Source organism: Anaerobacillus sp. QJM3NY_32, assembly GCF_056173645.1.
The window spans coordinates 1,850,544-1,876,929 of record NZ_CM149684.1; the positions used below are offsets into that span (position 1 = coordinate 1,850,544).

28 protein-coding genes are annotated in these 26,386 nt (G+C 41.3%); 27 read left to right on the forward strand and 1 reads right to left on the reverse strand.

Annotated features, from left to right (window positions below; all coding sequences use genetic code 11):
* The first annotated feature begins 2 nt into the window (after positions 1–2).
* The 3 genes from fabG to rnc all read left to right on the forward strand — a co-directional run bounded on the left by fabG (position 3) and on the right by rnc (position 1,951).
* The gene (gene fabG, locus AC0VYH_RS09900; protein WP_194221395.1) at positions 3–743 is read left to right on the forward strand and encodes a 3-oxoacyl-[acyl-carrier-protein] reductase; all 741 of its coding nucleotides are present in this window, start codon (positions 3–5) and stop codon (positions 741–743) included.
* A 67-nt stretch (positions 744–810) separates the two neighbouring features.
* Positions 811–1,044, forward strand: coding sequence for an acyl carrier protein (gene acpP, locus AC0VYH_RS09905; protein WP_048309824.1), 234 nt, complete (start codon positions 811–813; stop codon positions 1,042–1,044).
* A 115-nt stretch (positions 1,045–1,159) separates the two neighbouring features.
* Positions 1,160–1,951: a ribonuclease III gene (gene rnc / locus AC0VYH_RS09910; protein ID WP_194221396.1), complete on the forward strand. Its 792-nt coding sequence runs from the start codon at positions 1,160–1,162 to the stop codon at positions 1,949–1,951.
* Between the two features lie 46 nt (positions 1,952–1,997).
* Here the strand turns inward: rnc and AC0VYH_RS09915 are convergent, their stop codons facing one another.
* The gene (locus AC0VYH_RS09915; protein WP_194221397.1) at positions 1,998–2,222 is read right to left on the reverse strand and encodes a DUF1128 domain-containing protein; all 225 of its coding nucleotides are present in this window, start codon (positions 2,220–2,222) and stop codon (positions 1,998–2,000) included.
* A 245-nt stretch (positions 2,223–2,467) separates the two neighbouring features.
* Here AC0VYH_RS09915 and smc point away from each other — a divergent pair, with 245 nt between their 5' ends.
* From smc to rpsB, 24 genes are all read left to right on the forward strand, one after another.
* Positions 2,468–6,031 carry a chromosome segregation protein SMC gene (smc, locus tag AC0VYH_RS09920; RefSeq protein ID WP_475373718.1) on the forward strand — a complete coding sequence of 1,188 codons (3,564 nt, stop codon included), beginning with the start codon at positions 2,468–2,470 and terminating at the stop codon, positions 6,029–6,031.
* A gap of 18 nt (positions 6,032–6,049) precedes the next feature.
* Entirely contained in the window at positions 6,050–7,045 is a 996-nt protein-coding gene (gene ftsY, locus AC0VYH_RS09925) for a signal recognition particle-docking protein FtsY (protein WP_194221399.1), read from the forward strand.
* Positions 7,046–7,146: 101 nt separating this feature from the next.
* A complete protein-coding gene (locus AC0VYH_RS09930; RefSeq protein WP_194221400.1) occupies positions 7,147–7,476 on the forward strand; it encodes a putative DNA-binding protein in 330 nt (109 codons plus the stop codon).
* Between the two features lie 12 nt (positions 7,477–7,488).
* Complete coding sequence (ffh, locus tag AC0VYH_RS09935) at positions 7,489–8,838, forward strand: signal recognition particle protein (protein ID WP_194221401.1); 1,350 nt, start codon at positions 7,489–7,491, stop codon at positions 8,836–8,838.
* Between the two features lie 83 nt (positions 8,839–8,921).
* On the forward strand, positions 8,922–9,194 hold the full coding sequence (rpsP, locus tag AC0VYH_RS09940; protein WP_098443358.1) for a 30S ribosomal protein S16: 273 nt from the start codon (positions 8,922–8,924) through the stop codon (positions 9,192–9,194).
* A gap of 82 nt (positions 9,195–9,276) precedes the next feature.
* Entirely contained in the window at positions 9,277–9,504 is a 228-nt protein-coding gene (locus tag AC0VYH_RS09945) for a KH domain-containing protein (RefSeq protein ID WP_194221402.1), read from the forward strand.
* A 377-nt stretch (positions 9,505–9,881) separates the two neighbouring features.
* Positions 9,882–10,298: a YlqD family protein gene (locus tag AC0VYH_RS09950; RefSeq protein ID WP_194221403.1), complete on the forward strand. Its 417-nt coding sequence runs from the start codon at positions 9,882–9,884 to the stop codon at positions 10,296–10,298.
* Positions 10,295–10,810 (forward strand): ribosome maturation factor RimM, encoded by a 516-nt coding sequence (gene rimM / locus AC0VYH_RS09955; RefSeq protein ID WP_226612822.1) that lies wholly within the window; start codon positions 10,295–10,297, stop codon positions 10,808–10,810. Before AC0VYH_RS09950 ends, rimM begins: the two co-directional genes overlap by 4 nt.
* Before the next feature lies 1 nt (position 10,811).
* Positions 10,812–11,543 carry a tRNA (guanosine(37)-N1)-methyltransferase TrmD gene (gene trmD / locus AC0VYH_RS09960; RefSeq protein WP_475367480.1) on the forward strand — a complete coding sequence of 244 codons (732 nt, stop codon included), beginning with the start codon at positions 10,812–10,814 and terminating at the stop codon, positions 11,541–11,543.
* Positions 11,544–11,670: 127 nt separating this feature from the next.
* The gene (gene rplS, locus AC0VYH_RS09965; protein ID WP_098443362.1) at positions 11,671–12,015 is read left to right on the forward strand and encodes a 50S ribosomal protein L19; all 345 of its coding nucleotides are present in this window, start codon (positions 11,671–11,673) and stop codon (positions 12,013–12,015) included.
* A gap of 172 nt (positions 12,016–12,187) precedes the next feature.
* Entirely contained in the window at positions 12,188–12,751 is a 564-nt protein-coding gene (lepB, locus tag AC0VYH_RS09970) for a signal peptidase I (protein ID WP_303531268.1), read from the forward strand.
* 50 nt (positions 12,752–12,801) lie between these two features.
* Positions 12,802–13,650: a ribosome biogenesis GTPase YlqF gene (gene ylqF / locus AC0VYH_RS09975; RefSeq protein ID WP_194221406.1), complete on the forward strand. Its 849-nt coding sequence runs from the start codon at positions 12,802–12,804 to the stop codon at positions 13,648–13,650.
* 51 nt (positions 13,651–13,701) lie between these two features.
* A complete protein-coding gene (locus tag AC0VYH_RS09980) occupies positions 13,702–14,481 on the forward strand; it encodes a ribonuclease HII (protein ID WP_430242694.1) in 780 nt (259 codons plus the stop codon).
* Positions 14,482–14,546: 65 nt separating this feature from the next.
* Positions 14,547–14,723, forward strand: coding sequence for a hypothetical protein (locus AC0VYH_RS09985; protein ID WP_303531272.1), 177 nt, complete (start codon positions 14,547–14,549; stop codon positions 14,721–14,723).
* Positions 14,724–15,012: 289 nt separating this feature from the next.
* Positions 15,013–16,173 carry an ADP-forming succinate--CoA ligase subunit beta gene (gene sucC / locus AC0VYH_RS09990; RefSeq protein ID WP_194221409.1) on the forward strand — a complete coding sequence of 387 codons (1,161 nt, stop codon included), beginning with the start codon at positions 15,013–15,015 and terminating at the stop codon, positions 16,171–16,173.
* A gap of 16 nt (positions 16,174–16,189) precedes the next feature.
* Complete coding sequence (gene sucD, locus AC0VYH_RS09995; protein WP_194221410.1) at positions 16,190–17,098, forward strand: succinate--CoA ligase subunit alpha; 909 nt, start codon at positions 16,190–16,192, stop codon at positions 17,096–17,098.
* Positions 17,099–17,182: 84 nt separating this feature from the next.
* Complete coding sequence (gene dprA / locus AC0VYH_RS10000) at positions 17,183–18,079, forward strand: DNA-processing protein DprA (protein ID WP_475373719.1); 897 nt, start codon at positions 17,183–17,185, stop codon at positions 18,077–18,079.
* A gap of 71 nt (positions 18,080–18,150) precedes the next feature.
* Entirely contained in the window at positions 18,151–20,223 is a 2,073-nt protein-coding gene (gene topA, locus AC0VYH_RS10005; protein ID WP_475373720.1) for a type I DNA topoisomerase, read from the forward strand.
* Between the two features lie 15 nt (positions 20,224–20,238).
* Complete coding sequence (gene trmFO / locus AC0VYH_RS10010; protein WP_427391991.1) at positions 20,239–21,543, forward strand: FADH(2)-oxidizing methylenetetrahydrofolate--tRNA-(uracil(54)-C(5))-methyltransferase TrmFO; 1,305 nt, start codon at positions 20,239–20,241, stop codon at positions 21,541–21,543.
* A gap of 61 nt (positions 21,544–21,604) precedes the next feature.
* Positions 21,605–22,510, forward strand: coding sequence for a tyrosine recombinase XerC (gene xerC, locus AC0VYH_RS10015; RefSeq protein ID WP_475367274.1), 906 nt, complete (start codon positions 21,605–21,607; stop codon positions 22,508–22,510).
* A 20-nt stretch (positions 22,511–22,530) separates the two neighbouring features.
* A complete protein-coding gene (gene hslV, locus AC0VYH_RS10020; RefSeq protein WP_098443372.1) occupies positions 22,531–23,070 on the forward strand; it encodes an ATP-dependent protease subunit HslV in 540 nt (179 codons plus the stop codon).
* A gap of 30 nt (positions 23,071–23,100) precedes the next feature.
* Positions 23,101–24,495: an ATP-dependent protease ATPase subunit HslU gene (hslU, locus tag AC0VYH_RS10025; protein ID WP_475367276.1), complete on the forward strand. Its 1,395-nt coding sequence runs from the start codon at positions 23,101–23,103 to the stop codon at positions 24,493–24,495.
* A gap of 21 nt (positions 24,496–24,516) precedes the next feature.
* On the forward strand, positions 24,517–25,293 hold the full coding sequence (codY, locus tag AC0VYH_RS10030; protein ID WP_194221417.1) for a GTP-sensing pleiotropic transcriptional regulator CodY: 777 nt from the start codon (positions 24,517–24,519) through the stop codon (positions 25,291–25,293).
* 298 nt (positions 25,294–25,591) lie between these two features.
* Positions 25,592–26,323 (forward strand): 30S ribosomal protein S2, encoded by a 732-nt coding sequence (gene rpsB / locus AC0VYH_RS10035; RefSeq protein ID WP_098443375.1) that lies wholly within the window; start codon positions 25,592–25,594, stop codon positions 26,321–26,323.
* The last annotated feature ends 63 nt before the right edge of the window (positions 26,324–26,386 follow it).

Here is a 26,386-nt window from a genome sequence, read left to right on the forward strand (position 1 = left end):
CGATGGCTGAAAATAAAACGGCTCTAGTCACAGGAGCCTCCCGAGGTATCGGACGCGCAATTGCATTAGAACTTGCTAAAGAGGGCATGAACATAGCTGTCAATTATGCAGGAAGTGAAGCGAAAGCAAATAGCGTTGTAGACGAGATTAAAGCAGCTGGTGGAAATGCGATTGCGATTAAAGCAAACGTAGCAAGCATGGAAGAAGTTCAGGGCATGATTAAGGAAGTTGTTTCAACTTTCGGAAGTCTTGAGGTACTTGTGAATAATGCCGGCATTACACGTGATAATCTCATTATGCGCATGAAGGAAGAAGAGTGGGATTCCGTTATCGACACAAACTTAAAAGGTGTCTTTAACTGTACGAAGTCCGTTACTCGTCAAATGATGAAACAGCGCTATGGTCGCATTGTAAACGTAGCATCTGTCGTGGGTGTAGCTGGGAATGCAGGTCAAGCTAACTATGTAGCAGCGAAAGCAGGCGTGATCGGTTTAACGAAAACAACTGCTAAAGAGCTTGCTAGTCGCAACATTACGGTTAATGCGCTTGCGCCTGGTTTCATCGAAACTGATATGACAGACGAACTTTCTGATGAAGTGAAAAGCGGAATGAAAGGTCAAATTCCACTTGGAAGACTCGGTGCAGCTGAGGACATCGCTAAAGCAACGAAATTTCTCGTTTCTGACGATGCCAATTATATTACAGGTCAAACGCTTCATATTGACGGCGGCATGATCATGTAACTTTTTCAACAACATCTAGTTTTTTTGTTTTATATATCCTATAATAGCTTGAGGGGAGGTGAGTCTAATGGCAGATACACTAGAGCGTGTAACAAAAATTATTGTTGATCGTCTTGGAGTTGAAGAATCTGAAATTAAACCAGAAGCTTCTTTCAAAGACGACCTTGGTGCCGATTCCCTTGATGTAGTGGAATTAGTCATGGAACTTGAAGATGAATTTGATCTTGAAATTTCCGATGAAGATGCTGAGAAAATTGTAACAGTTGGCGATGTAATTGATTACATAAACAGCCATCAATAATCTTCAGGATCACCCTGAAGTTGTGGAATAAACCTCGCTAGCCTGGGGGTTTATTCCTATTAATGATTAAAGCTCCAGAGTACAAAGAGGATAGTGATAAGTCGTGGAGGTATCTATGTCCAAATCAAAACATTCACCAAAAACGAGAGCCAGACGTTTCAAACCTAAGCATTCACGACAACTCGTGGTTGGAGAGGCAATCAGATCGCAATTCACTGCTTTTCAAAAGGAAATTGGTGTATCGTTCGAAAATGAACAGCTTCTTTTTCAAGCTTTTACCCATTCATCCTATGTGAATGAGCATCGACTGCATCCGCAGATGGATAATGAACGTCTTGAATTTCTTGGAGATGCCGTACTTGAGCTTACGATATCAAGATACTTATATGAAAAGTACCCGAATATGAGTGAAGGCCAGCTAACGAAGCTAAGAGCCGCAATTGTTTGTGAACCATCACTTGTTCAGTTTGCAAATGACATGAATTTTGGACATCTCGTGCTTCTTGGCAAAGGAGAAGAGATGACGGGTGGTAGAATGCGCCCTGCCCTTCTTGCTGATGTATTCGAGTCATTCGTCTGTGCTTTGTATCTTGATCAAGGTCTTGAAGTCGTCTTTGAATTTCTTGAGAAGTTTGTTTATCCCAAAATTAACGCCGGTGCTTTTTCTCATGTGATGGATTATAAAAGCCAGCTTCAGGAAGTTATTCAGCGTGAAAGCCTTGGCGTGATTGATTACGTTATTACCGATGAAAAAGGACCCGCACATAACAGAGAGTTCTCCTCGAAAGTTATGTTAAATGGAAGTGATCTTGGTGTTGGGGTCGGACGCTCAAAGAAAGAAGCCGAACAAATGGCCGCTCAAAAAGCACTTATAAACTTAAAAGATCGTAATGAAAAAGAATCCTGATCCCAGGATTCTTTTTCATTAGATTCATTCTCTTTTAACTAACGATTTAGGATGCGCGCAATTTGCCTAGTTCAGCTAAGATTGCCTGCATTTCTGCAACACTAAGTGATTGTTTTTTGTTTAACATCACATAGATTTCATGAATATCTTCATAAGAAGATAAATCGAATGATTCTGGCTTAATCATGCCAGAATTGATCACCTGCATTTTTTCTTTAATGCTCTCGACCATAAATGCTAGATTTTCTTCTGATTTAATGGAAAGATCCATTCGTAACACCTGCCTTATTCATTTGACTTAATTAATGACGACATGTCGCCATGCTATGTACCATTTCCCAATCAAGTAACAATGAGAGCATCATTGTCTTGCTTTAGGGTTTTCCTTATTGTAACATGTCTCAGCTCAGTATCGTAGAGGTCATTGTTTTATGATAAAATAAGACAGTTAGTGATGAAAGTAAACCAAACGTTTTGATTCGCATACATAGATGAAACAGATGAGGGGGAAAGATGATGTTCCTCAAACGATTAGATGTAGTCGGCTTTAAGTCATTCGCCGATCGTATTTCAGTTGAGTTTGTCCCAGGAGTAACATCAGTTGTCGGCCCGAACGGGAGCGGCAAAAGTAATATAAATGACGCCATTCGCTGGGTACTTGGTGAACAATCAGCCAAGTCACTTAGAGGCGCTAAAATGGAAGATATCATTTTCGCAGGTAGCGATACGAGAAAGGCGGTCAACTTAGCAGAAGTAACGCTTACGCTTGATAATACAAATCAATATCTACCGATTGACTATAATGAGGTTAGTGTCACGAGGCGTGTATATCGATCGGGAGATAGCGAGTATTTATTAAATAACCAGACATGTCGTTTAAAAGATATCATTGAGCTCTTCATGGATTCTGGGCTAGGGAAAGAATCATTTTCCATTATTGGTCAAGGTAGAATTGAAGAGATTCTTAGTAGCAAATCTGAAGAACGTCGCAAGATTTTTGAAGAAGCTGCGGGCGTGTTGAAATATAAAACCCGCAAGACGAAGGCGGAAACTCGTTTAAAAGAGACAGAAGATAACCTCCATCGCGTCGAGGATATTCTTTATGAGCTGGAGGATCAAGTTGAACCACTCCGCATGCAGGCATCGATCGCCAAAGATTACTTGCAAAAGCGAGAAGACTTGGAAAAGATTGAAGCGGCACTAACGGTTCATGAAATTGAAGAGTATCATCAATCATGGAAGCAAAAGAAAGCTGAATTGGATTCGTTAAAGGAGAGAGAAAGCAGTCTCGGCGATTCCATTAAGGTTAAGAAAGAAGAGCTAACGAATATTAGATTAAAGCTTGATCAGTCTGAGAGTAATTTAGAAGCTTATCAGCAGCAGCTCCTTGATACGAGTGAAGAGTTAGAGAAGCTTGAAGGAAAGAAAGAAGTGCTTAAGGAACGGAAAAAAAATGCGCATCAAAATCGCACTAATTTGAGTGAGCGTATGACGTTTTTACAAGAGAAAAAAAGTTATTATGAGAAAGAAATTGAGCATCACTATAAACGCTTTGATCAGCAAAAGAAAGAATTAAGTGACTTAAAGGCCAGTCTTAGAAAAGAAACAGAGCTTCTTTCTGATATTGAGCAAGACATTGAACAAGAACTTGATCGTATGAAATCGGATTACTTCGAGCTACTTAACGAACAAGCGTCGATTCGAAACGAAAACCGCTATCTTCAAGATCAGCTTTCTGTTCTTAATCAGCGTAAGGAGCGACTGGATGGAGATAATCATAAATACATTGAAGAACGAAGCGCTGTGGACGAAAAGAAGGAGGAACGTTCTGCAAAATTAGCCGAATCCAAGAAGCTACTTGAAGCTCACGTGTCTCGGTTCTATAAAAGCAAGCATGACGTGGAAGAGAAAAAGAAAGAGCTTGGTGAGAAAGAATCTAAGCTTTATCAAGCTTATCAATATATTCAACAATACAAGTCTAAGAAAGAAATGTTAGAAGAAATGCAGGATGATTATGCTGGTTTCTTCCAGGGTGTTAAAGAAGTACTCAAAGCTCGCGAAGACCTTACTGGGATTGAAGGGGCAGTTGCGGAACTAATAACAGTACCTAAAGATGTAGAAACAGCGCTTGAAACGGCCCTTGGCGGTGCGATGCAGAATGTCGTTGTTCGTGATGAGGCTGCAGGAAGACAGGCGATCTCATTCTTGAAGAAGAACCGTTCCGGAAGAGCCACTTTCCTTCCGCTGTCAGTCGTGAAATCAAGAAAAATTTCGAACTATGATTTAGATCGTGCTAAGGAAAATGAAGCTTTCGTAGGCGTGGCTTCCGAACTCATCACATACGATCCGAAGTACCAGGCCGTGATGGAGAACTTATTAGGCTCTGTTCTCGTAGCTAAAGACCTAAAGGGTGCAAACGAACTTGCAAAAATCATGCAATATCGAACGCGCGTCGTAACCCTTGAAGGTGATGTTGTTAATCCAGGTGGCTCTATGAGCGGAGGTAGTGTGAAGCAAAAATCATCATCGCTTCTAAGTCGTCAGCGAGATCTTGAACTACTGATCAACAAGCTTGACGATATGCAGAAGAAGACCGCTGTAGCCGAGCAGGAGATCAAGCAGGATAAAGCAATATTAGCGGATCTTGAAGAGAACCTTGATGGAATGCGCGAACGAGGAGAGAATCTTAGACTTGAAGAACAGTCTCTTCTTGGTGATTTGAGAGCAATTGAAGGAGACGAACGGAACACAAACGAACGTCTGCAGCTGTACGATCGAGAGAAGAAAGCGATCGATGAGGAAGTAGAAACTCATCAGAAGCGGCACGTGTATTTGACCGAAAGTCTTGAGGTGATTACTCAACAAGCAGAAGAACTTGAAGGTAAGATCGAGAACCTGACTGCTAAGAAACAAACGCAGCAAACGTCTCGTGAGACAATACAAACTGAGATCACAGACCTTAAAGTGAAAGTGGCGGAGCACCAGCAATCATTCCAGAATCAGAAAGAGACGCTGGACCGCTTAACGTCTGAACAAAATGAAACGAATGCTCAGCTAACCGAAACAACCGAAGAATTTACGCTCCTATCAGAAGCTATGTCTTCCAATTCTAATGGTGAGGAGAAGCTTGACCAAAATATCGTCTCATTCCGATCTGAGAAAGAGAAGCTTCTTACAACACTACAGAATGAACGTGAAGTGAAGTTATCTTTACAACAGGAGATTGAATCTGTCAGTAGCAAGCTCGATCTATTAATCGCAGAGGAAAAGCAGCTTTCAGGATTAATGCAGGCCGTTGAGGTGCGGATTAACAGACTTGATGTAGAACTTGAGAACAGGTTAGCTATTTTAAGTGAAGAGTATGGACTGACTTATGAAGCGGCGAAAGAAAAGCACATTCTTACACTGGAACCTGAAGATGCTAAGCGTAAGCTAAAGCTCATTAAGCTAGAAATTGATGAGCTTGGTACCGTTAATCTTGGTGCGATAGATGAGTATGAACGAGTGAATGATCGCTATACGTTTCTTAGTGAACAGCAAGCGGATCTTCTTCAAGCGAAAAAAACATTGTATGATGTGATCGAGGAAATGGATCAAGAAATGAAAAAGCGCTTTGAAGATACATTTACTAAAATACGAGCGCAGTTCCAAATTGTCTTTAAGGAATTGTTTGGTGGAGGTAAAGCAGATCTCGTACTAACAGATCCGGATAATCTTCTTTCAACAGGCGTGGATATATTAGCACAACCGCCAGGGAAGAAACTTCAACATTTAGCGCTTCTATCGGGAGGAGAACGAGCTTTCACGGCCATCGCTCTCTTATTCTCGATTTTAAAAGTTCGACCTGTTCCGTTTTGCGTCCTGGATGAAGTAGAAGCAGCGCTAGACGATGCAAACGTCAATCGATTTGCGAAATATTTAAAGCAATTTAGTGAAAAAACGCAGTTTATTGTGATTACACACAGAAAAGGTACAATGGAAGAGTCTGATGTTCTATATGGCGTTACAATGCAAGAGTCAGGTGTATCCCGACTCGTTTCCGTTAGACTTGAAGAATCGAAGCAATTAATATCGCAATAATGAGTAGGGGGATTAAACGTGAGTTTTTTTAAAAAGTTAAAAGACAAGTTCACAACACAAACAGATGAAGTAAGCGGAAAATTTAAAGACGGTCTTGAGAAAACAAGAACGTCTTTCTCAACAAAAATGAATAACCTCGTAAAAAACTATCGCAAAGTTGATGAAGATTTTTTTGAAGAGCTAGAGGAGCTTCTTATCAGTGCCGATGTGGGTGTTGCGACTGTAATGGATCTCATTGACGTATTAAAAGATGAAGCGAGAACGCGTAACATTAAAGATACGAAGGAACTGCAAAGCGTTATTTCAGAAAAGTTAGCAGAACTTCTTCATAAGTCTGATGAAGATGGCTCTCTTAATGTACAAGAAGAAGGTTTAACGGTTTTCTTGTTCGTTGGAGTTAATGGGGTAGGAAAGACAACTACTATTGGAAAGCTCGCACATAAGTTTAAACAAGAAGGAAAGAAAGTGGTTCTTGCAGCGGGGGATACGTTCCGAGCAGGAGCAATTGAGCAATTAGAAGTATGGGGTGAACGAGCTGAAGTTGATGTGATTAAACACCAAGCAGGCTCAGATCCAGCAGCAGTTGTATTCGATGCTGTTCAATCTGCTAAATCACGAAACGCAGATATATTGCTTTGTGATACAGCGGGGCGTCTTCAGAACAAAGTAAACCTTATGAATGAGCTAGAAAAAGTAAAACGTGTGATTCAACGTGAAGTGCCATCAGGTCCACATGAGGTGATTCTCGTTCTAGATGCTACTACAGGACAGAATGCGATGAGTCAGGCGAAGCAATTTGGACAATCAACAGACGTGTCTGGCATTGCGTTAACCAAGCTTGATGGAACAGCAAAAGGTGGAATCGTGCTTGCCATTCGACACGAACTTGATATCCCTGTTAAACTCGTAGGCCTAGGGGAGAAAATGGATGATTTGCAGGAGTTTGATCCTGATACATTCGTATACGGACTCTTCTCCTCTATCATTGAAGAAGAGGAAGAAAACGAAGAATAAATTCTAAATTATTTGTGTTAAGAAAAAATCTTGACAAATAAAATGACGCATAGTAATATAATTAACGTAAAGGTGATTACCTTAACAAGGGGCTGTTAACAATGCTAGAGAAAACGATGAGAATTAACTCGTTATTCGACTTTTATCAGTCGCTTTTAACACCGAAACAACGTAATTATATGGCATTGTATTACCTTGATGATTATTCACTTGGTGAAATCGCAGAAGAATTTCAAGTTAGCCGTCAGGCTGTCTATGATAACATTAAGCGAACTGAACAAATGATAGAAGAATATGAAGCAAAACTGTTGCTATTCGAGCGTTATATCAAAAGGCAAGAGCTGTTAGAAAAGCTTAGAGAAGCGATCGCGAGTGAGAATGAACACTCGAAGGCGCTGCCGTTGATTACATCGCTTGAAAAACTGGATTAGGAGGCGGCGAACATGGCATTTGAAGGGTTAGCCGACCGACTGCAAGACACCCTGCAGAAAATACGCGGTAAAGGGAAAGTAACGGAAGCTGACGTCAAAGAAATGATGCGTGAAGTAAGGTTAGCCTTGCTTGAAGCCGATGTTAACTTTAAAGTCGTAAAACAGTTTATCAATAAGGTCAAAGAGCGCGCCGTCGGACAGGAAGTTATGAAAAGCCTGACGCCAGGGCAGCAGGTCATTAAAGTCGTTAATGAAGAGCTGACAGCGCTAATGGGTGGCGAACAGAGCAAAATTGCTGTTTCAAGTCGCCCGCCGACTGTTATTATGATGGCCGGACTACAGGGTGCAGGTAAGACGACTACTGTCGGGAAGCTTGCAAACCATTTACGTAAAAACCACAACCGTAAACCACTATTAGTAGCGGCGGATATATATCGTCCTGCTGCGATTAACCAGCTTGAAACGCTTGGTAAACAACTTAGTATGCCGGTGTTCTCGATGGGCGATCAGGTTAGTCCGGTTGAGATTGCAACTAAAGCAATCGAAAAAGCAAAAGAAGAGCATCTTGACTATGTCATTATTGACACAGCCGGTCGATTGCATATTGATGAAAATCTAATGCAAGAGCTAAAAGATGTTAAAGAAGCTGTTACGCCTGACGAAGTTTTCCTTGTCGTTGATTCGATGACAGGACAGGACGCTGTGAATGTAGCCGAAAGCTTTAATGATGCGCTTGATATAACAGGTGTCATTCTAACAAAGCTTGATGGTGACACGCGCGGTGGTGCTGCACTTTCGATCAAGTCTGTAACAGATAAACCGATCAAGTTTGCTGGTATGGGTGAGAAGCTCGATGCACTTGAACCGTTTCATCCTGAGAGAATGGCATCGCGAATTCTCGGAATGGGAGACGTTTTAACGCTCATTGAAAAAGCCCAGACTTCAGTAGATGAAGACAAAGCAAAAGAACTTGAGAAAAAGATGCGAACGATGAGCTTTACGTTCGATGATTTCCTTGATCAGCTTGGTCAGGTTCGAAGCATGGGACCGCTTGATGAATTGATGGACATGATTCCTGGAATGAATAAAAAAGCCATGAAAAATGTCAGTGTTGATGAGAAGCAAATTGGCCGAGTTGAAGCCATTATTCAATCCATGACAACACGCGAGAAAGAAGAGCCTGATCTCATCAATGCGAGTCGCAAAAAAAGAATTGCCGTCGGTAGTGGAACATCTGTGCAAGATGTCAATCGTCTCTTGAAACAATTTGACGAGATGAAGAAGATGATGAAACAGATGACCAACATGTCTAAAGGCGGTAAGAAAAAAGGTAAGGGCATGAATTTCCCATTCATGCAATAAAAATGAAGTAAATTTTCTCTTTACAAGAGTATAAATTTATGATATTATATTTATTTATGTGAATATTTTTGGAGGTGAAACACATGGCAGTTAAAATTCGTTTAAAGCGTATGGGTGCTAAAAGAGCTCCTTACTATCGCGTAGTTGTTGCTGATTCACGTGCACCACGTGACGGACGCTTCATCGAGGAAATCGGTACTTACAATCCGGTTGCTAATCCAGTTGAAGTGAAAATCAACGAAGAGAAAGCTCTTGATTGGATGCTTAAAGGCGCTAAGCCTTCTGATACAGTACGTAACTTATTCTCCACTGCAGGTCTTATGGAGAAGCTTCACAACGCAAAAAACACAAAGTAATTTAACACCTTAGAGGAGGCTTTCTTGAAAGCCTCCTTTGGTGTATCTAGGTCCATCATTTTTAAAAAGGTGGTAGATTATAATGGAAGCCCTGGTTGAAACAATTGTAAAAGCTCTTGTCGATTATCCTGATGAAGTTCGTGTTGAAAAAGAAGAGACAAGCAGTTTGGATATATACAAGCTTCACGTTCATGCAGAGGACACAGGAAAAGTGATTGGGAAGCAGGGAAAGGTCGCTAGATCAATTCGTACGGTGATGAACGCCGCCGCTGTTCAGTCCAATAAACGTGTACAGTTGGAGATACTTTAGGGGGAGATGAAACTCCTCTTTTTTTGTTTTGGCTCACTCGAATGAAACTTTCAATTCACGTGCCTTTCACCAGATTCATAATCCATATCTAACGTTTATAAAAATTCTCATTGTTCGTAAGGCTCTTTTTTTATGATAAGCTATGTTATCTTATAGTGATGATATCTCGATTTTTGGCTCAATTGAATGAAATATCTGTTTCACTCGCCTTAGCCAAAAATCAATAACATTTATTAACATACCCTTATGAGAACGTGGATTTAACATCAAATACGAAGGCTTTCCCTTTCAAAAGACTTGGCCAGAAGCCAGGTTTTTCTATTGCATCTATTTATCATGTGAAAATCAGGTCCTATTTACATATGGAGGGCAGCGAGATGAAAATCATTGTAACGTATGATGTGAAACAAATTTTAACTGAAGAAAGCCGGGCTTCCTATCTAGATGAATGGCAAAAAGAACATGCCTCTCTTCTGCGGGAATGTGATCATCTTCAATTTGAAATGAAGCGCCTGCAAAAAAAACGCCCTTCTGATCAAAAGTGGATAGCTGATCAATTTGATAAAGAAATTCGGACAAGATCTGAACGAATGTCATTCCTTGATTTCAAAATGGATCAACTTGATCAGTTGACTTTAGGTTCTGAAATTCACGACGGTGAAATTCAATCCATTCAGGAAGTTCAAATTGGGGACGAGTGGCATGGAAGAGAGCAAAAAGGTAAAATAGTCGTAAAAGATGGGGTTGTGCAAAGCATCGTCCCTGACTCAAAAGGAAAGGATATTATGATATGACAGAATGGCTTAATGTAGGAAAAATCGTCAATACACATGGCGTGCGAGGTGAAGTACGCGTTATTTCTAGAACAGATTTTCCAGAGGAGCGTTATGCAATAGGCAACAAGCTGTACTTGTTTAAGGATGATGAGCCTGTATCTTTAACAGTTTCATCACATAGAAAGCATAAGCAGTTTGATTTGCTTACATTTGAAGGGTTTCACAATATAAACGAAGTACAGCACATGAAAGAAGGTATTCTGAAAGTAAAGGAAGATCAAGGCGGAAAGCTATCAAAAGAAGAATTCTACTACCGTGATATTATCGGGCTTGAAGTTCATACTGAAGATGGCGAGTATCTTGGTAAGGTAAAAGAAATTCTTTCACCAGGAGCAAATGATGTTTGGGTTGTTCAAACTGCCGGCGGGGGTAAGGATCTTTTGTTACCTTACATCGAGCAAGTGGTGAAACAGGTCGATTTAAGTGAAGGGAAAATTACCGTTCATTTAATGGAAGGACTTCGTGATTAGCATGAAGATTGATGTGCTTTCGCTGTTTCCTGAAATGTTCTCAGGTGTATTTAACCATTCGATTTTAAAGCGTGCTCAGGATAATGGGGCTGTGACTTATAATGTGACTAATTTTCGTGACTATAGTTCGAATAAGCATAAAAACGTTGATGATTATCCATACGGTGGGGGAGCTGGTATGGTGTTAACGCCTCAACCGGTTTTTGACGCTGTCGCCGATCTTTCAGCAGGAAAGCATCCACGCGTCATTCTGATGTGTCCTCAAGGAGAAAGGTTTACACAAAAGAAAGCGGAAGAGCTTGCGAAGGAAGATCATCTTATTTTCATTTGCGGTCATTATGAAGGTTATGATGAGCGTATTCGAGAAAATCTAGTAACGGATGAGATTTCCATTGGTGACTTCGTCTTAACAGGAGGAGAGCTTGGGAGCATGGTCGTTATTGACAGTGTTACAAGACTTCTCCCTGGAGTCCTTGGTAATGATACATCAGCTCCTATGGATTCGTTTAGTAGTGGTTTACTAGAGCACCCTCACTACACACGCCCTGCTGAGTATGCTGGGTTAAACGTGCCTGATGTGCTTCTATCAGGAAATCATGAGGCTATTCGTAAGTGGCGTCTTAAGGAATCGTTAAGGCGCACGTGGAATAGAAGACCGGATCTTCTTAGAGAGAAAGAATTGACGAAGGAAGAAGAGAAATTTCTTCAAGATATTAAGCGAGAAAAAGAGTGAATTCATTCTTGTAATCTAAAAAGTGCTATGCTATGATAACAGTTGTGGCATTAGTCACGTTATTACGATGTTCCGCTGTAATGAAAGATTATTTATATGAGCATCTGTGTGGAAGGAGGGTTACTTGATGCACAAGTTAATCCAGGATATCACAAAAGACCAACTTAAGTCGGATCTTCCTAATTTCCGACCAGGAGATACTGTGAAAGTTCACGTTAAAGTTGTCGAAGGTACTCGTGAGCGTATCCAGTTATTCGAAGGTGTTGTGATTAAACGACGTGGTGGCGGAATCAGTGAAACATTTACAGTTCGTAAGATTTCTTACGGAGTAGGTGTTGAGCGTACATTCCCTGTACATTCACCGAAAGTTGCTAAGCTTGAAGTTGCTCGTCGCGGTAAAGTTCGCCGTGCTAAGCTATACTACTTGCGTGCACTTCGTGGTAAAGCCGCTCGTATTAAAGAAATTCGATAAAGTTAGACGCGAAAGGGAGCTTGCATTGTCAGGCTCCTTTTTTCTATTGAAAAAAACTCATGTGAAATAAGTAACTTTCTATGATAAAATAAAGCGGGTTATAAAGGTTTGTAGGAAAGGCAAGAGGGGAAAGAAATAGGTAAAAAAGACCCTTTCATTAGGAGGAACGAGCATGAAAAGCACCAGATCAGCAGAGAAGAAAGATTCCTGGGAGTGGATACGTGCGCTCATCATTGCTTTTATACTAGCAGGAGCCGTTCGCTATTTTATTTTTGCTCCCATTGTTGTTGATGGCGAAAGCATGATGCCGACATTACAGGATCGTGATCGGATGATCGTGAACAAAATCAGCTATAATATTGGTGATGCTGAACGTTTCGATATCATTGTATTCGAGGCACCTGAAGGTAAAGATTATATTAAACGAGTGATTGGTCTGCCTGGAGATAAAGTGGAATACAAAGGTGATATGCTTTACGTAAATGGTGAAGCGGTTAAGGAGCCCTATCTAGAACCATATAAAGATGATTTGTTAGAAGGGAACTTAACGTACGATTTTGATTTAACTGGTGTAACTGGTGAAGCTACAGTTCCAGAAGGACAATTGTTTGTGATGGGGGACAATCGCCAGCATAGTAAAGATAGTCGTTCCATTGGCTTCGTTCCTGTTGAAAAAGTTGTCGGAGAAGCAAACGTTATTTTTTGGCCCTTAAATGATATACAAGTAATGGAGTGAGGATCTAGAATTTTTTGATACCTCATGATTTGAGAATAGGTGGAGATGGCATGACGATTCAATGGTTTCCCGGACATATGGCAAAAGCACGCCGGGAGATTACCGAGAAGCTTAAAATGATTGATGTTGTAATTGAACTAGTGGATGCACGCATCCCGCTTGCTTCAAGGAATCCGATGATTGATGAAATAGTTTCTTCAAAGCCAAGACTAATTTTGCTTAATAAAGCAGATATGGCGGATGATCAGAAAACAACTGAATGGAAACACTATTTTCAATCGCAAGGACATAAAGCATTGGCAATTGATTCGCAAACCGGTAAAGGCGTGAAAAGTATTCCTGCAGCAGCAAGAGAGCTAATGAGTGATAAGATTGATCGGATGATCGAGAAGGGCATGAAGCCGCGTGCGGTTCGGGCCTTAATCTTAGGAATTCCTAACGTTGGGAAATCTACCTTGATCAACCGTTTAGCGGGGAAGAAGATTGCTAAAACAGGAGATCGACCAGGTATTACGAAAAAGCAGCAGTGGATCAAAGTAGGCGATGAAATGGACCTTCTCGACACGCCAGGTATTTTATGGCCTAAGTTTGAAGATCAGATAACCGGATATAAACTGGCTGCTACCGGAGCGATTAAAGATGAAATCCTGGATTTTCAGGATATTTCGGTATATGTGCTCAAATTCATGAGTGAATATTATCCTAATCGCTTGAAGGATCGCTACCACCTTGAGGATATACCTGAAGATGTTGTAGAGTTGTTTGATGAAATTGGGAAAAAACGTGGCTTTTTAATGAGTGGCGGCTGGATTGATTACGATAAAACAGCTGAGACCGTGCTTCGTGAGCTTCGAAGTGGTAAATTGGGCGATGTGACACTTGAAACGCCAGAAAGGTAAGGCCATGAGCCTTACCTTTTTTAAATGAACTGAAGAGAAAGAGGAGATTCAATGAGTGAAAAACTAAAGTCAATTAAAGAAATTACCCAGATGTTGAAGCAAGGGCAATATACTAACGATGATTGGGAAGCATGGAAACAGGATACACGCAAAGGTGTGATGAGCTTAATTGCTAGAGAAGGAAAGAAAGAGCAAGAAAAAATAAAAATACTTCAAATGCATGAAGAGATGAGCGTCTTAGAAGCTCATTACAGAGAACAAGGTCGTCTTGCTATAGCGGGAGTCGATGAGGTAGGAAGAGGCCCTTTAGCAGGCCCTGTGGTTGCTTCAGCGGTCATATTAAACCCTGATGTACCTATTCTTGGGCTACAGGATTCAAAAAAACTGTCTCATGCGAAACTCAATGACTTATTTGATCAGATACATAAGGATGCTATTTCAATTGGAATTGGCGTTGTCAGCTCAAGCGAAATTGATGAATTAAATATTTATCAAGCAACCAAAAAAGCAATGCAACAAGCCGTTGAGGGATTGAACGTCCAAGCTGATTTCTTACTAGTGGATGCCATGCACATCCCACTACAAATCGATCAGGAATCGCTCATTAAAGGTGACGCGAGAAGTGTTAGTATTGCAGCAGCCTCAATCGTTGCGAAGGTGACACGTGACCGCATGATGGTAAAATTAGCAGAAACTTATCCTCAATATGGATTTGAGCGACATGTGGGGTATGGAACGAAAGAACATCTCGCTGCTCTTGATCAATATGGTGTCACGGATGCACATCGAAAATCATTTGCTCCTGTAAGAGATCGCTTAGGCTTGCTATAAATGGTGTATGAATAGGCTGAAACAGTTGATACTATACCTATTCTAGTGTGAAGGAGCAATCATTTGTGAAAGATCCAGGACGTCCAGACAAAAACGACTCGTTTTATGAAGAAGCCGGAGAGGAATTTGGAGTTTACACACCTGCGGCCGCAAGAGAATTAACGATTACGGATCATAAAAAAAGAGAGCAAGAGAACTCACCTAAAAAAGCAGGAAGAGACGAACGGGAAGAGGGGAGATAGCCCCTCTTCTTTTTTTGTAATTTTAGTCATCAATCTTGCTTCATCAATAAAAAGTTGAAAGTTTCGAATATCGTTGAGACTCACGCAGCGTTTTTTGCGAAAAGTGGCAATTTTTACATCTAAGAAAGAGCGAAACAATCGCCATACAGCTACTTTCCTGGATAAATTGGAACAATATTTGCAAGAAAGAACAGAGACTTTATGCAAAAGGGTAGACAATCGGTGTGAATTTTCTATACAATGAAAACGTCGTCAAAGATTTGATTGACTAGGATAGGAGGATGAGAGAATGAATATCCATGAATATCAAGGAAAAGAAGTCCTAAGAAGCTACGGGGTATCAGTCCCTAATGGACAAGTCGCATACTCCGCGAAAGAAGCTGTGGACGTTGCAAAACAATTAGACAGCAAAGTTTACGTTGTAAAAGCACAAATCCACGCAGGTGGTCGAGGAAAAGCTGGCGGTGTTAAAATTGCCAAGAACCTTGAGGAAGTTCGTACATACGCTGAGGAGATCCTCGGAAAAACACTAGTTACTCATCAAACGGGACCAGAAGGTAAGGAAGTAAAGCGCTTACTTATTGAAGAAGGTTGCGATATTAAACAGGAATATTACGTTGGTCTAGTACTTGACCGTGTAACGTCAAGAGTGGTCATGATGGCATCTGAAGAAGGCGGAACTGAAATTGAAGAAGTGGCTGAACACAGCCCAGAGAAAATCTTCAAAGAAGTGATCGATCCAGCTGTAGGTCTTCAGGGTTACCAGGCTAGAAGACTAGCATTTAATATTAATATCCCGAAAGAACAAATCAATAAAGCAGTGAAGTTTATGCTTGGTTTATACAAAGTTTTTGTAGAAAAAGATGCTTCAATTGCGGAAATCAATCCTCTTGTAACAACTGGGGATGGGAACGTAATGGCTCTTGATGCTAAATTAAACTTTGATCCAAATGCGCTCTATCGCCATAAAGATATCCTTGAACTTCGTGATCTTGATGAAGAGGATTCAAAGGAAATCGAAGCATCAAAATATGAGCTTAGCTACATTGCTCTTGATGGTAATATCGGCTGCATGGTTAACGGTGCAGGGCTTGCAATGTCTACGATGGATATTATCAAGCATTACGGCGGCGACCCCGCTAACTTCCTTGACGTTGGGGGCGGCGCAACAGCTGAGAAAGTGACGGAAGCCTTCAAAATCATCCTATCAGACAAAAATGTTAAAGGTATTTATGTAAACATTTTTGGTGGGATCATGAAGTGTGACGTTATTGCTGAAGGTGTTGTAGAAGCTACGAAGCAAGTAGGTCTTGAAATTCCGCTTGTTGTTCGTCTTGAAGGCACAAATGTTGATCTTGGAAAGCAAATCCTGAAAGATTCTGGATTAAATATTACCGCTGCTGAGTCTATGGCTGACGGCGCGGAAAAAATCGTTTCATTAGTGAAGTAGAAAGGCGGGACTAGGAATGAGCGTATACATTAATCAAGATACAAAAGTCATCGTTCAAGGAATTACAGGATCAGTTGGTTTATTTCATACACAGCAAATGCTTGAGTATGGTACGAAAATTGTTGGTGGTGTAACGCCAGGTAAGGGCGGTACTGAAGTGGAAGGCGTTCCCGTATTTGATACAGTTGAGCAAGCTGTTCAAAAAACTGGTGCTAATGCTTCTGTCATCTATGTTCCGCCTGCTTTTGCAGCAGATGCGATCATGGAAGCGGTAGACGCTGAAATGGACCTTGCGATTTGTATTACGGAAGGTATTCCTGTCATCGATATGGTGAAAGTAAAGCGTTATATGGAAGGAAAGAAAACACGTCTTGTAGGACCGAACTGTCCTGGTGTGATTACTCCTGATGAATGTAAAATTGGTATTATGCCTGGATACATTCACAAAAAAGGTCACGTAGGAGTGGTTTCTCGTTCTGGTACATTAACGTATGAAGCTGTTCATCAGCTTTCTGAATCAGGAATCGGTCAATCCACTGCTGTTGGAATCGGCGGAGATCCTGTTAACGGAACGAACTTTATCGATGTCTTGCAAGCTTTCAACGAAGATGAAGATACGTACGCCGTCATTATGATCGGCGAAATCGGTGGTACGGCAGAAGAAGAAGCGGCAGAATGGGTGAAAGCAAACATGACAAAGCCTGTCGTTGGATTTATCGGTGGCCAAACGGCGCCTCCAGGAAAGCGCATGGGTCATGCCGGTGCAATTATTTCTGGCGGTAAAGGGACAGCTGACGAGAAGATCAAAACAATGGAGTCGTGCGGAATTAAAGTCGCACCTACACCTGCTGTAATGGGCGAAACGCTCATCTCTGTTCTTGAAGATAAAGGATTACTAGAGAAGTGCACAACACATAAGGCTTAATGGTAATAGCTCCCGTTCGGGAGCTATTTCTCTTATACATAACGAGAAATAATACATTTTAATGCTGATAGGGGAGAGGCATGGTTGAGAACGTTTAGAAGCCGGTTAATTCAGTTACATCAGTGCCGAGGAACTGACTGGAAAGTGCTGCGTTCATTTCTTACATTTGACCCAACGCTTCAAAGCATATATGATATGTCTGCTACTCAGTTAAGACAATTTCACATACTAGGAGAGCATGCGAGCTTATTATATGAAGATCTTCATATGAAAAAACCATGGAGGTTTTCTCATATTAAAGCAGGGGAAATTCGGGCTATTACGAGATTTGACGAAGCATACCCTGAAAGGCTTTCGCATATTTATGATGCACCGTGGGTTATATATTGTATCGGTAACACCGCGCTTCTTAATGAACAACGAGCCCTTAGTGTCGTCGGATCAAGAAATCATTCGCGTGATGCGGAAGCGATGATGAAACTTATTTTAACGCCAATCGTAACGAAAGGTTGGACGATCGTAAGTGGTCTTGCTCTCGGTGTTGATACTCTTGCACACCGGATCGCGCTTGATCACGATGCAGGAACGATTGCCGTCCTTGGAAGCGGGTTTAAGCATATCTACCCTAAAGAAAATCAGCTGCTTGCTTCAATAATTGCCAAAAACGGTCTTCTGCTTTCAGAATATCCACCAGATAGGGGACCAGAAAAACATCAGTTTCCTGAGCGGAATCGAATTATTAGCGGATTATCGCTTGGAACGTTTATTGTAGAAGCAAGAAAACGAAGTGGTTCGTTGATTACTGCTGATCAAGCGATGGATCAGGGACGAGAAGTTTTTTGCTTACCAGGCAGGATGACTGACTCGTACTTTGAAGGAACAAATCGACTTATTCAGCAGGGGGCTAAGCTAGTATTAGAGGCAAAAGATATACTTGATGAATTACCGAATTTTCATGAAAATGAAACTAGCACTATTTGACAAACGAGTTTTGACTATTTAATAATAAGGAAGATTTTAAAATTTACCTCAATGGGGGGAGGAAACGTATTGTGGCAGATTATCTAGTTATTGTTGAATCTCCCGCTAAAGCAAAAACAATTGAAAAATATTTAGGAAAGAAATATCAGGTGAAAGCCTCATTAGGTCATGTCATTGACCTGCCAAGAAGTCAGATGGGCGTTGATGTGGAAAACAACTATGCTCCTAAATATATAACAATACGCGGGAAAGGCCCTGTCCTTAAGGAAATTAAAGATGCAGCCAAAAAAGCGAAGAAAGTCTATCTCGCAGCTGACCCCGATCGCGAAGGGGAAGCGATTGCGTGGCATCTAGCTCACAGTTTGAAGATTGATGAGCAAACTGAATGCAGGGTCGTATTTAACGAAATTACAAAAGATGCGGTAAAGGATGCTTTCAAGCAGCCGAGACCAATTAACATGGATTTAGTGGATGCACAGCAAGCGCGTCGAGTACTTGACCGTCTTGTTGGGTATAACATCAGTCCATTATTATGGAAAAAAGTGAAGAAAGGCCTAAGTGCTGGACGAGTTCAATCCGTTGCAGTTCGCCTTATCATTGAAAGAGAGAAAGAGATTCAGAATTTCCAGGCAGAAGAATATTGGAAAATCAAAGCTTCTTTCGAAAAAGATGGAGAGCAATTCGAAGCTGGGTTTTACGGAGTGGATGGAAAGAAAACAGTTCTTCAATCACGTGAAGACGTCGACAACGTGTTAAAGCGCATTGAAGGAGATCAGTTTGAGATTCAATCCGTTCAAAAGAAAGAACGTAAGCGAAACCCAGCCCTTCCATTTACAACATCTTCTCTTCAACAGGAAGCAGCAAGAAAGTTAAATTTCAGAGCGAAGAAAACAATGATGCTTGCTCAGCAGCTTTACGAGGGGATTGCGATTGGTAAACAAGGTACAGTCGGTTTAATTACGTACATGAGAACTGACTCAACACGCATCTCTGAAACAGCGAAGGATGAAGCGAAGGAATACATTCAAGGTAAATATGGAGACACATACTTATCAGCTAAAAAGCCTGCTAAGAAACAATCAGGTAAATCACAAGATGCTCACGAAGCGGTTCGACCGACATCGGTTATGCGTGATCCATCTGAGATGAAGGCTTACTTAAAGCGCGATCAGCTCCGTTTATACAAGCTCATCTGGGAGCGTTTTGTAGCCAGTCAGATGGCACCGGCTATTATGGACACGATGAGTGTAGATCTTGAGAACAACGGAACGATCTTCCGTGCGACTGGTTCTAAAGTGAAATTCAAAGGGTTTATGAAGGTGTACGTTGAAGGAAACGACGACAATAAAAAGGAAGAAGATAAAATGCTTCCTGACCTTGAAGAAGGCATGGATGTTTCTACGTCAGAAATTGATCCTTCTCAGCACTTCACACAGCCACCGCCGAGATATTCAGAAGCTCGCCTTGTTAAAACAATGGAAGAACTCGGTATAGGCCGCCCTTCTACTTACGCTCCTACGCTTGATACGATTCAACGTCGAGGGTATGTGGCGTTAGAAGATAAGAAATTTGTGCCAACTGAGCTCGGTGAAATTGTATTAGAACTGATTTTGGAGTTCTTCCAGGATATCATCAATATTGAATTCACTGCTGGATTAGAAAATGATCTTGACAAAATTGAGGATGGCGATGCAGAATGGATTTCTGTCATCAATGAATTTTATCAAAACTTCGAAAAGCGGCTGAAAGTAGCCGAGGAAGAAATGAAGGAAGTCGAGATTAAAGATGAACCCGCTGGAGAAGATTGTGAGAAGTGTGGTTCACCTATGGTCATCAAGATGGGACGCTATGGGAAATTCATGGCTTGCTCAAACTTTCCTGATTGCCGTAATACAAAACCAATCCTTAAAGAAGTTGGCGTTACCTGTCCGAAGTGTAAAGAAGGTAATGTTGTAGAGCGAAAAAGTAAAAAGAACCGTCTTTTCTATGGTTGCGATCGTTTTCCTGAATGTGATTTTCTTTCATGGGATAAACCAATCAAGAGACCATGTCCTAAATGCGGTGATTTACTTGTTGAGAAGAAAACGAAGAAAAAGAAAGAAATCAAATGCGTAAACTGCGATTTCGTTGAAGAAGAAAACTAGTAAGGGGTTATGGCAATGAGTAAACATGTGACGGTAATCGGTGCCGGACTTGCTGGAAGTGAAGCAGCGTGGCAACTTGCAAAGCAAGGAGTGGACGTTCATCTCTATGAGATGCGTCCTAAGAAGCAAACGCCTGCTCACCATACCGATAAATTTGCTGAGCTAGTATGTAGTAATTCACTAAGAGCGAATACGTTAACAAATGCAGTCGGCGTTTTAAAGGAAGAAATGCGTCGAATGGATTCAGTTATCATTAAGTCTGCTGACGAATGTGCCGTTCCGGCTGGTGGTGCACTGGCTGTGGATCGTCATGAATTCGCTGCGAAGGTAACGGAGAATGTTAAAAACCATCCAAACGTAACGGTTTTTTCGGAAGAGTGTACAAAAATCCCTGAAGGGCCAACAATTATAGCGACAGGCCCGCTAACTTCTAAGGATCTCTCAGATCAGTTAAAGGCTTTAAGCGGAGAAGAGTACCTATACTTTTATGATGCTGCTGCTCCTATTATCGAAACGGAAAGCATTGATATGGAGAAAGTGTATAAGAAGTCACGCTATGATAAGGGAGAGGCAGCTTACTTAAACTGTCCAATGACGGAAGAAGAATTTAATACGTTCTATGAAGCACTTATTTCAGCTGAAACGGTTCCGCTTAAAGAATTTGAGAAGGAAATTTTCTTCGAAGGATGTATGCCAATTGAAGTAATGGCCCAGCGCGGGCAGAAGACGATGACGTTTGGTCCTCTTAAACCTGTGGGTCTTGAGGATCCTAGAACAGGAAAGCGTCCTTACGCTGTCGTTCAACTAAGGCAGGATAATGCTTCTGGTACCCTATATAATATTGTTGGATTCCAAACGCATCTCAAATGGGGACCGCAAAAAGAAGTGATTCGCTTAATTCCTGGACTTGAGAACGCGGACATCGTACGTTATGGCGTAATGCATCGAAATACGTTTATTAACTCTCCGAACTTATTGAAAGCTACTTACCAATACAAAGATCGCGAGAATCTATTCTTTGCAGGTCAAATGACAGGTGTGGAAGGGTACGTAGAATCAGCGGCATCTGGACTAATCGCTGGATTTAACGCTGCTCGACTAATGAAGGATGAAGAGCCGCTAGTGTTTCCTGAAGAAACTGCGCTTGGTAGTCTAGCGAATTATATTACGACGGCTAATCCGGATAACTTCCAACCGATGAATGCTAACTTTGGTTTGTTCCCACCGCTTGAAACGCGAATTAAAGGCAAGAAAGAGCGTAATGAAACGATCGCTAATCGAGCGTTAGAAACAATTCAGAATTTTGTAAAAAGATTGTAAATTCCTATTGCTAAGGCTTCTAAATTGTGATACGATTTAGAAGCCTTTTGAGGTGATAACGATGAATAACAACCAACAAGCTCATATTCAATCATTTTCTGAGTATCTTCAGATTGAGAAGAATTGTTCACCACATACGATCTCAGGTTACTTACAGGACATTGAACATTTCAAGTCTTTTATGAAGCAGCAGACTATCGATGTCTTTGCTGCTGTTTCTTATGCAGATGTCAGAATTTATTTGACTGAGCTTCACGAGCGAGGTTACGCAAGAAAAACAGCAGCGAGAAAAATTTCAACGTTACGAAGCTTATATCGATTCCTTTTACGCGAAAACATTGTTGAGATTAATCCATTTACAATGAGCTCACTACCGAAGCAAGAGAAGCGCCTTCCACAATTTTTGTATGAAAAAGAGCTCAATGTATTGTTTGATACGCCCGATACGTCGAAGCCGCTTGGTCAAAGAGACAGAGCTTTGCTCGAAGTATTGTACGGGTGTGGCATTCGCGTTAGTGAATGCGTTGCGCTTAATTTAGAAGACATTGATTTTGCGATTGGTACCATTTTTGTAATCGGTAAGGGGCGTAAGGAAAGATATGTACCAATTGGTAGTTTCGCTATAGATGCAATAAAAGAGTATTTAGAGGATGGACGAGTAAAACTCGGTTCGTCCGGAAAAGAGCCGACAAAAGCCCTGTTTTTAAACTTTAGAGGTAGTCGCGTGACAGCAAGAGGCGTACGAACAATTTTAGATAAGATTGTGAAAGACGCTTCGCTGCATGTACATATAAGTCCCCATGTGATGAGACACACATTCGCAACACATTTACTGAATGAAGGGGCAGACTTACGATCTGTTCAGGAGCTTTTAGGACATTCCGATTTATCATCTACTCAGATCTATACCCATGTGACGGGAGATCGATTGCGAAATATATACATGAACCATCACCCAAGAGCTTAATAGCTCGGGAGGAGGAACTTATGGGAGACTTTCATTCAACGACGATATTTGCAGTACAGCATAATGGAGAGTGCGCAATGGCCGGTGATGGCCAGGTGACATTTGGCAATGCCGTAGTCATGAAACATACGGCTAAGAAAGTAAGAAGGTTATTTCATGGGAAGGTGGTTGCTGGATTTGCAGGATCAGTTGCGGACGCATTCACTCTTTTTGAGAAATTCGAAAGCAAACTGGAAGAATTCGGCGGTAACCTACAGCGTGCTGCTGTTGAACTCGCAAAAGAGTGGCGCAGTGACCGTGTACTAAGAAAGCTTGAAGCCATGTTAATCGTTATGAATAAGGATGAGCTTCTGCTTATCTCAGGTACTGGTGAAGTGATCGAACCTGATGATGGCATTCTTTCCATTGGTTCAGGTTCTAACTACGCACTTTCAGCAGGTAGAGCTCTTAAGCGATACAGTGATAACAAAACCGCTGAAGAAATTGCGCGGGCCTCTATGGAAATTGCATCAGAAATTTGCGTGTACACAAATGATCAAATTATCGTAGAAACCATTTAGTATATAAACTGTATCTTTGGAGGAGATCGTATGTCTAATCCATTAACACCGAGACAAATTGTTGAAAAGCTTGATCAGTATATAGTTGGTCAGAATGACGCGAAAAAGGCTGTTGCCGTGGCATTGAGAAATCGTTACCGTCGGGGTCTTTTAAGCGATAAACTGAAGGATGAAGTGAATCCAAAAAATATTTTAATGATTGGGCCAACAGGCGTTGGTAAAACTGAAATTGCGCGACGACTGGCTCGTCTTGTCAATGCTCCTTTCATTAAAGTAGAAGCAACGAAATTTACTGAAGTGGGTTATGTAGGCCGAGATGTGGAATCAATGGTTCGCGATCTCGTTGAAACATCAATCAGACTTGTCAAAGAAGACCGAATGGAACAGGTGAAGGGCAGAGCGGAAGAAAATGCGAATAAACGCATTGTGGAACTGCTCGTACCGTCTAATAAGAAGCAGACACAATACAAGAATCCGCTTGAAATGTTATTTGGTAATCAGGGGCAAGAAGAAACAAATACCCAGGCTAGTTCAGAAGATCAGTCGATTGCTTCAAGACGAAAGCAAATAGCTCAACAGCTTGCGCTAGGTGAACTCGAAGATCGGATGATTACTGTTGAAGTGGAAGAACAAAACAATTCCATGATGGACATGTTCCAGGGAGCTGGCATGGAGCAAATGGGTATGAACATGCAGGATATGCTCGGAAATATCATGCCTAAAAAGAAGAAAAAACGTAAGCTTCCGGTGTCAGAAGCACGAAAGGTCTTAACGCAGGATGAAGCAGCAAAACTTGTGGATATGGATGAAGTCGCACAGGATGCAGTTTCAAAGACGGAACAAACGGGTATCATCTTCATTGATGAAATTGACAAGGTCGCGGGGAAAAGTCAGCAGTCAGCTGATGTATCCAGAGAGGGCGTTCAAAGAGACATATTGCCAATCGTAGAAGGTTCAACGGTAACAACGAAGTACGGTCCAGTAAAAACAGACCATATTTTGTTTATGGCCGCGGGGGCATTTCACATGTCGAAACCATCTGATCTAATCCCTGAACTGCAAGGCCGATTCCCAATCCGCGTTGAGTTATCAAGTTTAACCGTAGACGATTTTAAACGTATATTAACAGAGCCTGATAATGCTCTTGTGAAGCAATACACAGCATTATTAGAAACAGAAGGTATTAAAGTTGAATTTTCTGACGATGCTATTCTTAAAATTGCTACGATTGCAACCGAAGTGAATCAGGACACTGACAACATTGGCGCAAGAAGACTGCACACAATTTTAGAAAAGCTTCTTGAAGATCTTTCATTTGAAGCACCGGACATTAATCTAGACAGCATCACGATTACACCAGAGTATGTTGAGGAAAAGTTAGCTTCTATTGCGAAGAACCGTGACCTCAGCCAATACATCCTATAATACATGCAGGAGGACAAAACTATGAATTTACTTGAAAAAACAAGAAAAATTAATGGAATGCTACAAAAATCTGAGGGGCCAGTTAACTTTACAGACATGGCTGAAACACTACGAGACGTCATTATGGCAAACGTATATGTCGTAAGCCGCAGAGGTAAGCTACTTGGAATCGCAATTAATCAAGAAATCGAAAACGAACGCATGAAGAAAATGTTTTCTGAGCGTCAGTTCCCTGAAGAATATACACAAAACCTGTTCAACATTGCAGAAACTTCTTCGAATCTGGATATCACAAGCGAGTACACAGCTTTCCCAGTAGAAAACCGTGACCTCTTTGAAAAAGGTCTTACAACAATTGTACCGATCGTTGGTGGTGGAAGCCGTCTTGGTACGCTCATCCTGTCACGTCTAAGCGACTCATTCTCAGATGATGATCTTCTATTAGCTGAATATGGTGCAACAGTAGTAGGAATGGAAATTCTTCATGAAAAAGCGGAAGAAATTGAAGAAGAAGCAAGAAACAAAGCGGTTGTACAAATGGCGATTTCTTCTCTTTCTTATAGTGAACTTGAAGCAATCGAGCACATCTTTGAAGAACTTGAAGGTAATGAAGGACTTCTAGTTGCAAGTAAAATTGCTGACCGCGTAGGCATCACTCGCTCTGTTATCGTAAACGCTCTTCGTAAGCTTGAGAGTGCTGGTGTTATTGAGTCTCGTTCTCTAGGAATGAAAGGAACTTACATTAAAGTTCTTAACGATAAATTCCTTGTAGAGCTTTCAAAACTTAAGACACAGTAATTCATCTAAAGCTCCGAGATCTCTCGGAGCTTTTTTAATAGAATGTTGCCGATTTCAACAGTCCTTTTGCAAACGATGGAGTTGAATCCTAACCGTTTAAGCGTACTGTGAGAGTGAGTTTGTGTAGGTATTCATGGAATTTAAGATTTAAACTTGCGACTTGTCACTTGATATGATATATTAATCAACGGTGTTAATCACACACGCTTGTTGATTTGGAAAGTGGTGCTGCAGACGCAGTTTTTTCCGAAATAGATGCAAGCGGAGGATAAAAAAAACCATTAGGAGGAACACAATCATGGCAGTAATCTCTATGAAACAGCTTCTTGAAGCTGGGGTACACTTCGGTCATCAGACTCGTCGTTGGAACCCGAAAATGAAACCTTATATCTTCACTGAAAGAAACGGTATCTACATTATCGATCTTCAAAAAACAGTGAAGAAAGTCGAAGAAGCTTATAACTTCGTTCGTGACATCGCTCAGGACGGTGGTAAAGTTCTTTTCGTAGGTACAAAAAAGCAAGCGCAAGATTCCGTTAAGGATGAAGCGATCCGTGCTGGTCAATACTACATCAACCAACGCTGGTTGGGTGGAACGCTTACGAACTTTGAAACTATTCAAAAGCGTATTAACCGCCTGAAGAGCCTTGAGAAGATGCAAGAAGACGGTACTTTTGAAGTACTACCTAAGAAAGAAGTTATGCTTCTTAAAAAAGAAATGGATCGCCTTGAAAGATTCCTTGGTGGTATTAAAGATATGAACGGCGTTCCAGACGCAATGTTCGTAATCGACCCTCGTAAAGAGCGTATTGCTATTGCTGAGGCTCGTAAGCTTAATATCCCAATCGTTGCGATCGTGGATACAAACTGTGATCCAGATGAGATCGACTATATTATCCCTGGTAACGACGATGCAATCCGCGCTGTGAAACTTCTTACTGCTAAAATGGCTGACGCTGTTATCGAAGTTAGCAAAGTAGAAGAAGAAGCAGAAGTTGAAGCGGTAGAAACTGAAGAAACATCTGTATAAGAACACAAAGGGGTGATAAAGGGGAACTCTAACCCCTTTATCACCTTTTTTTAACCCAAAAGG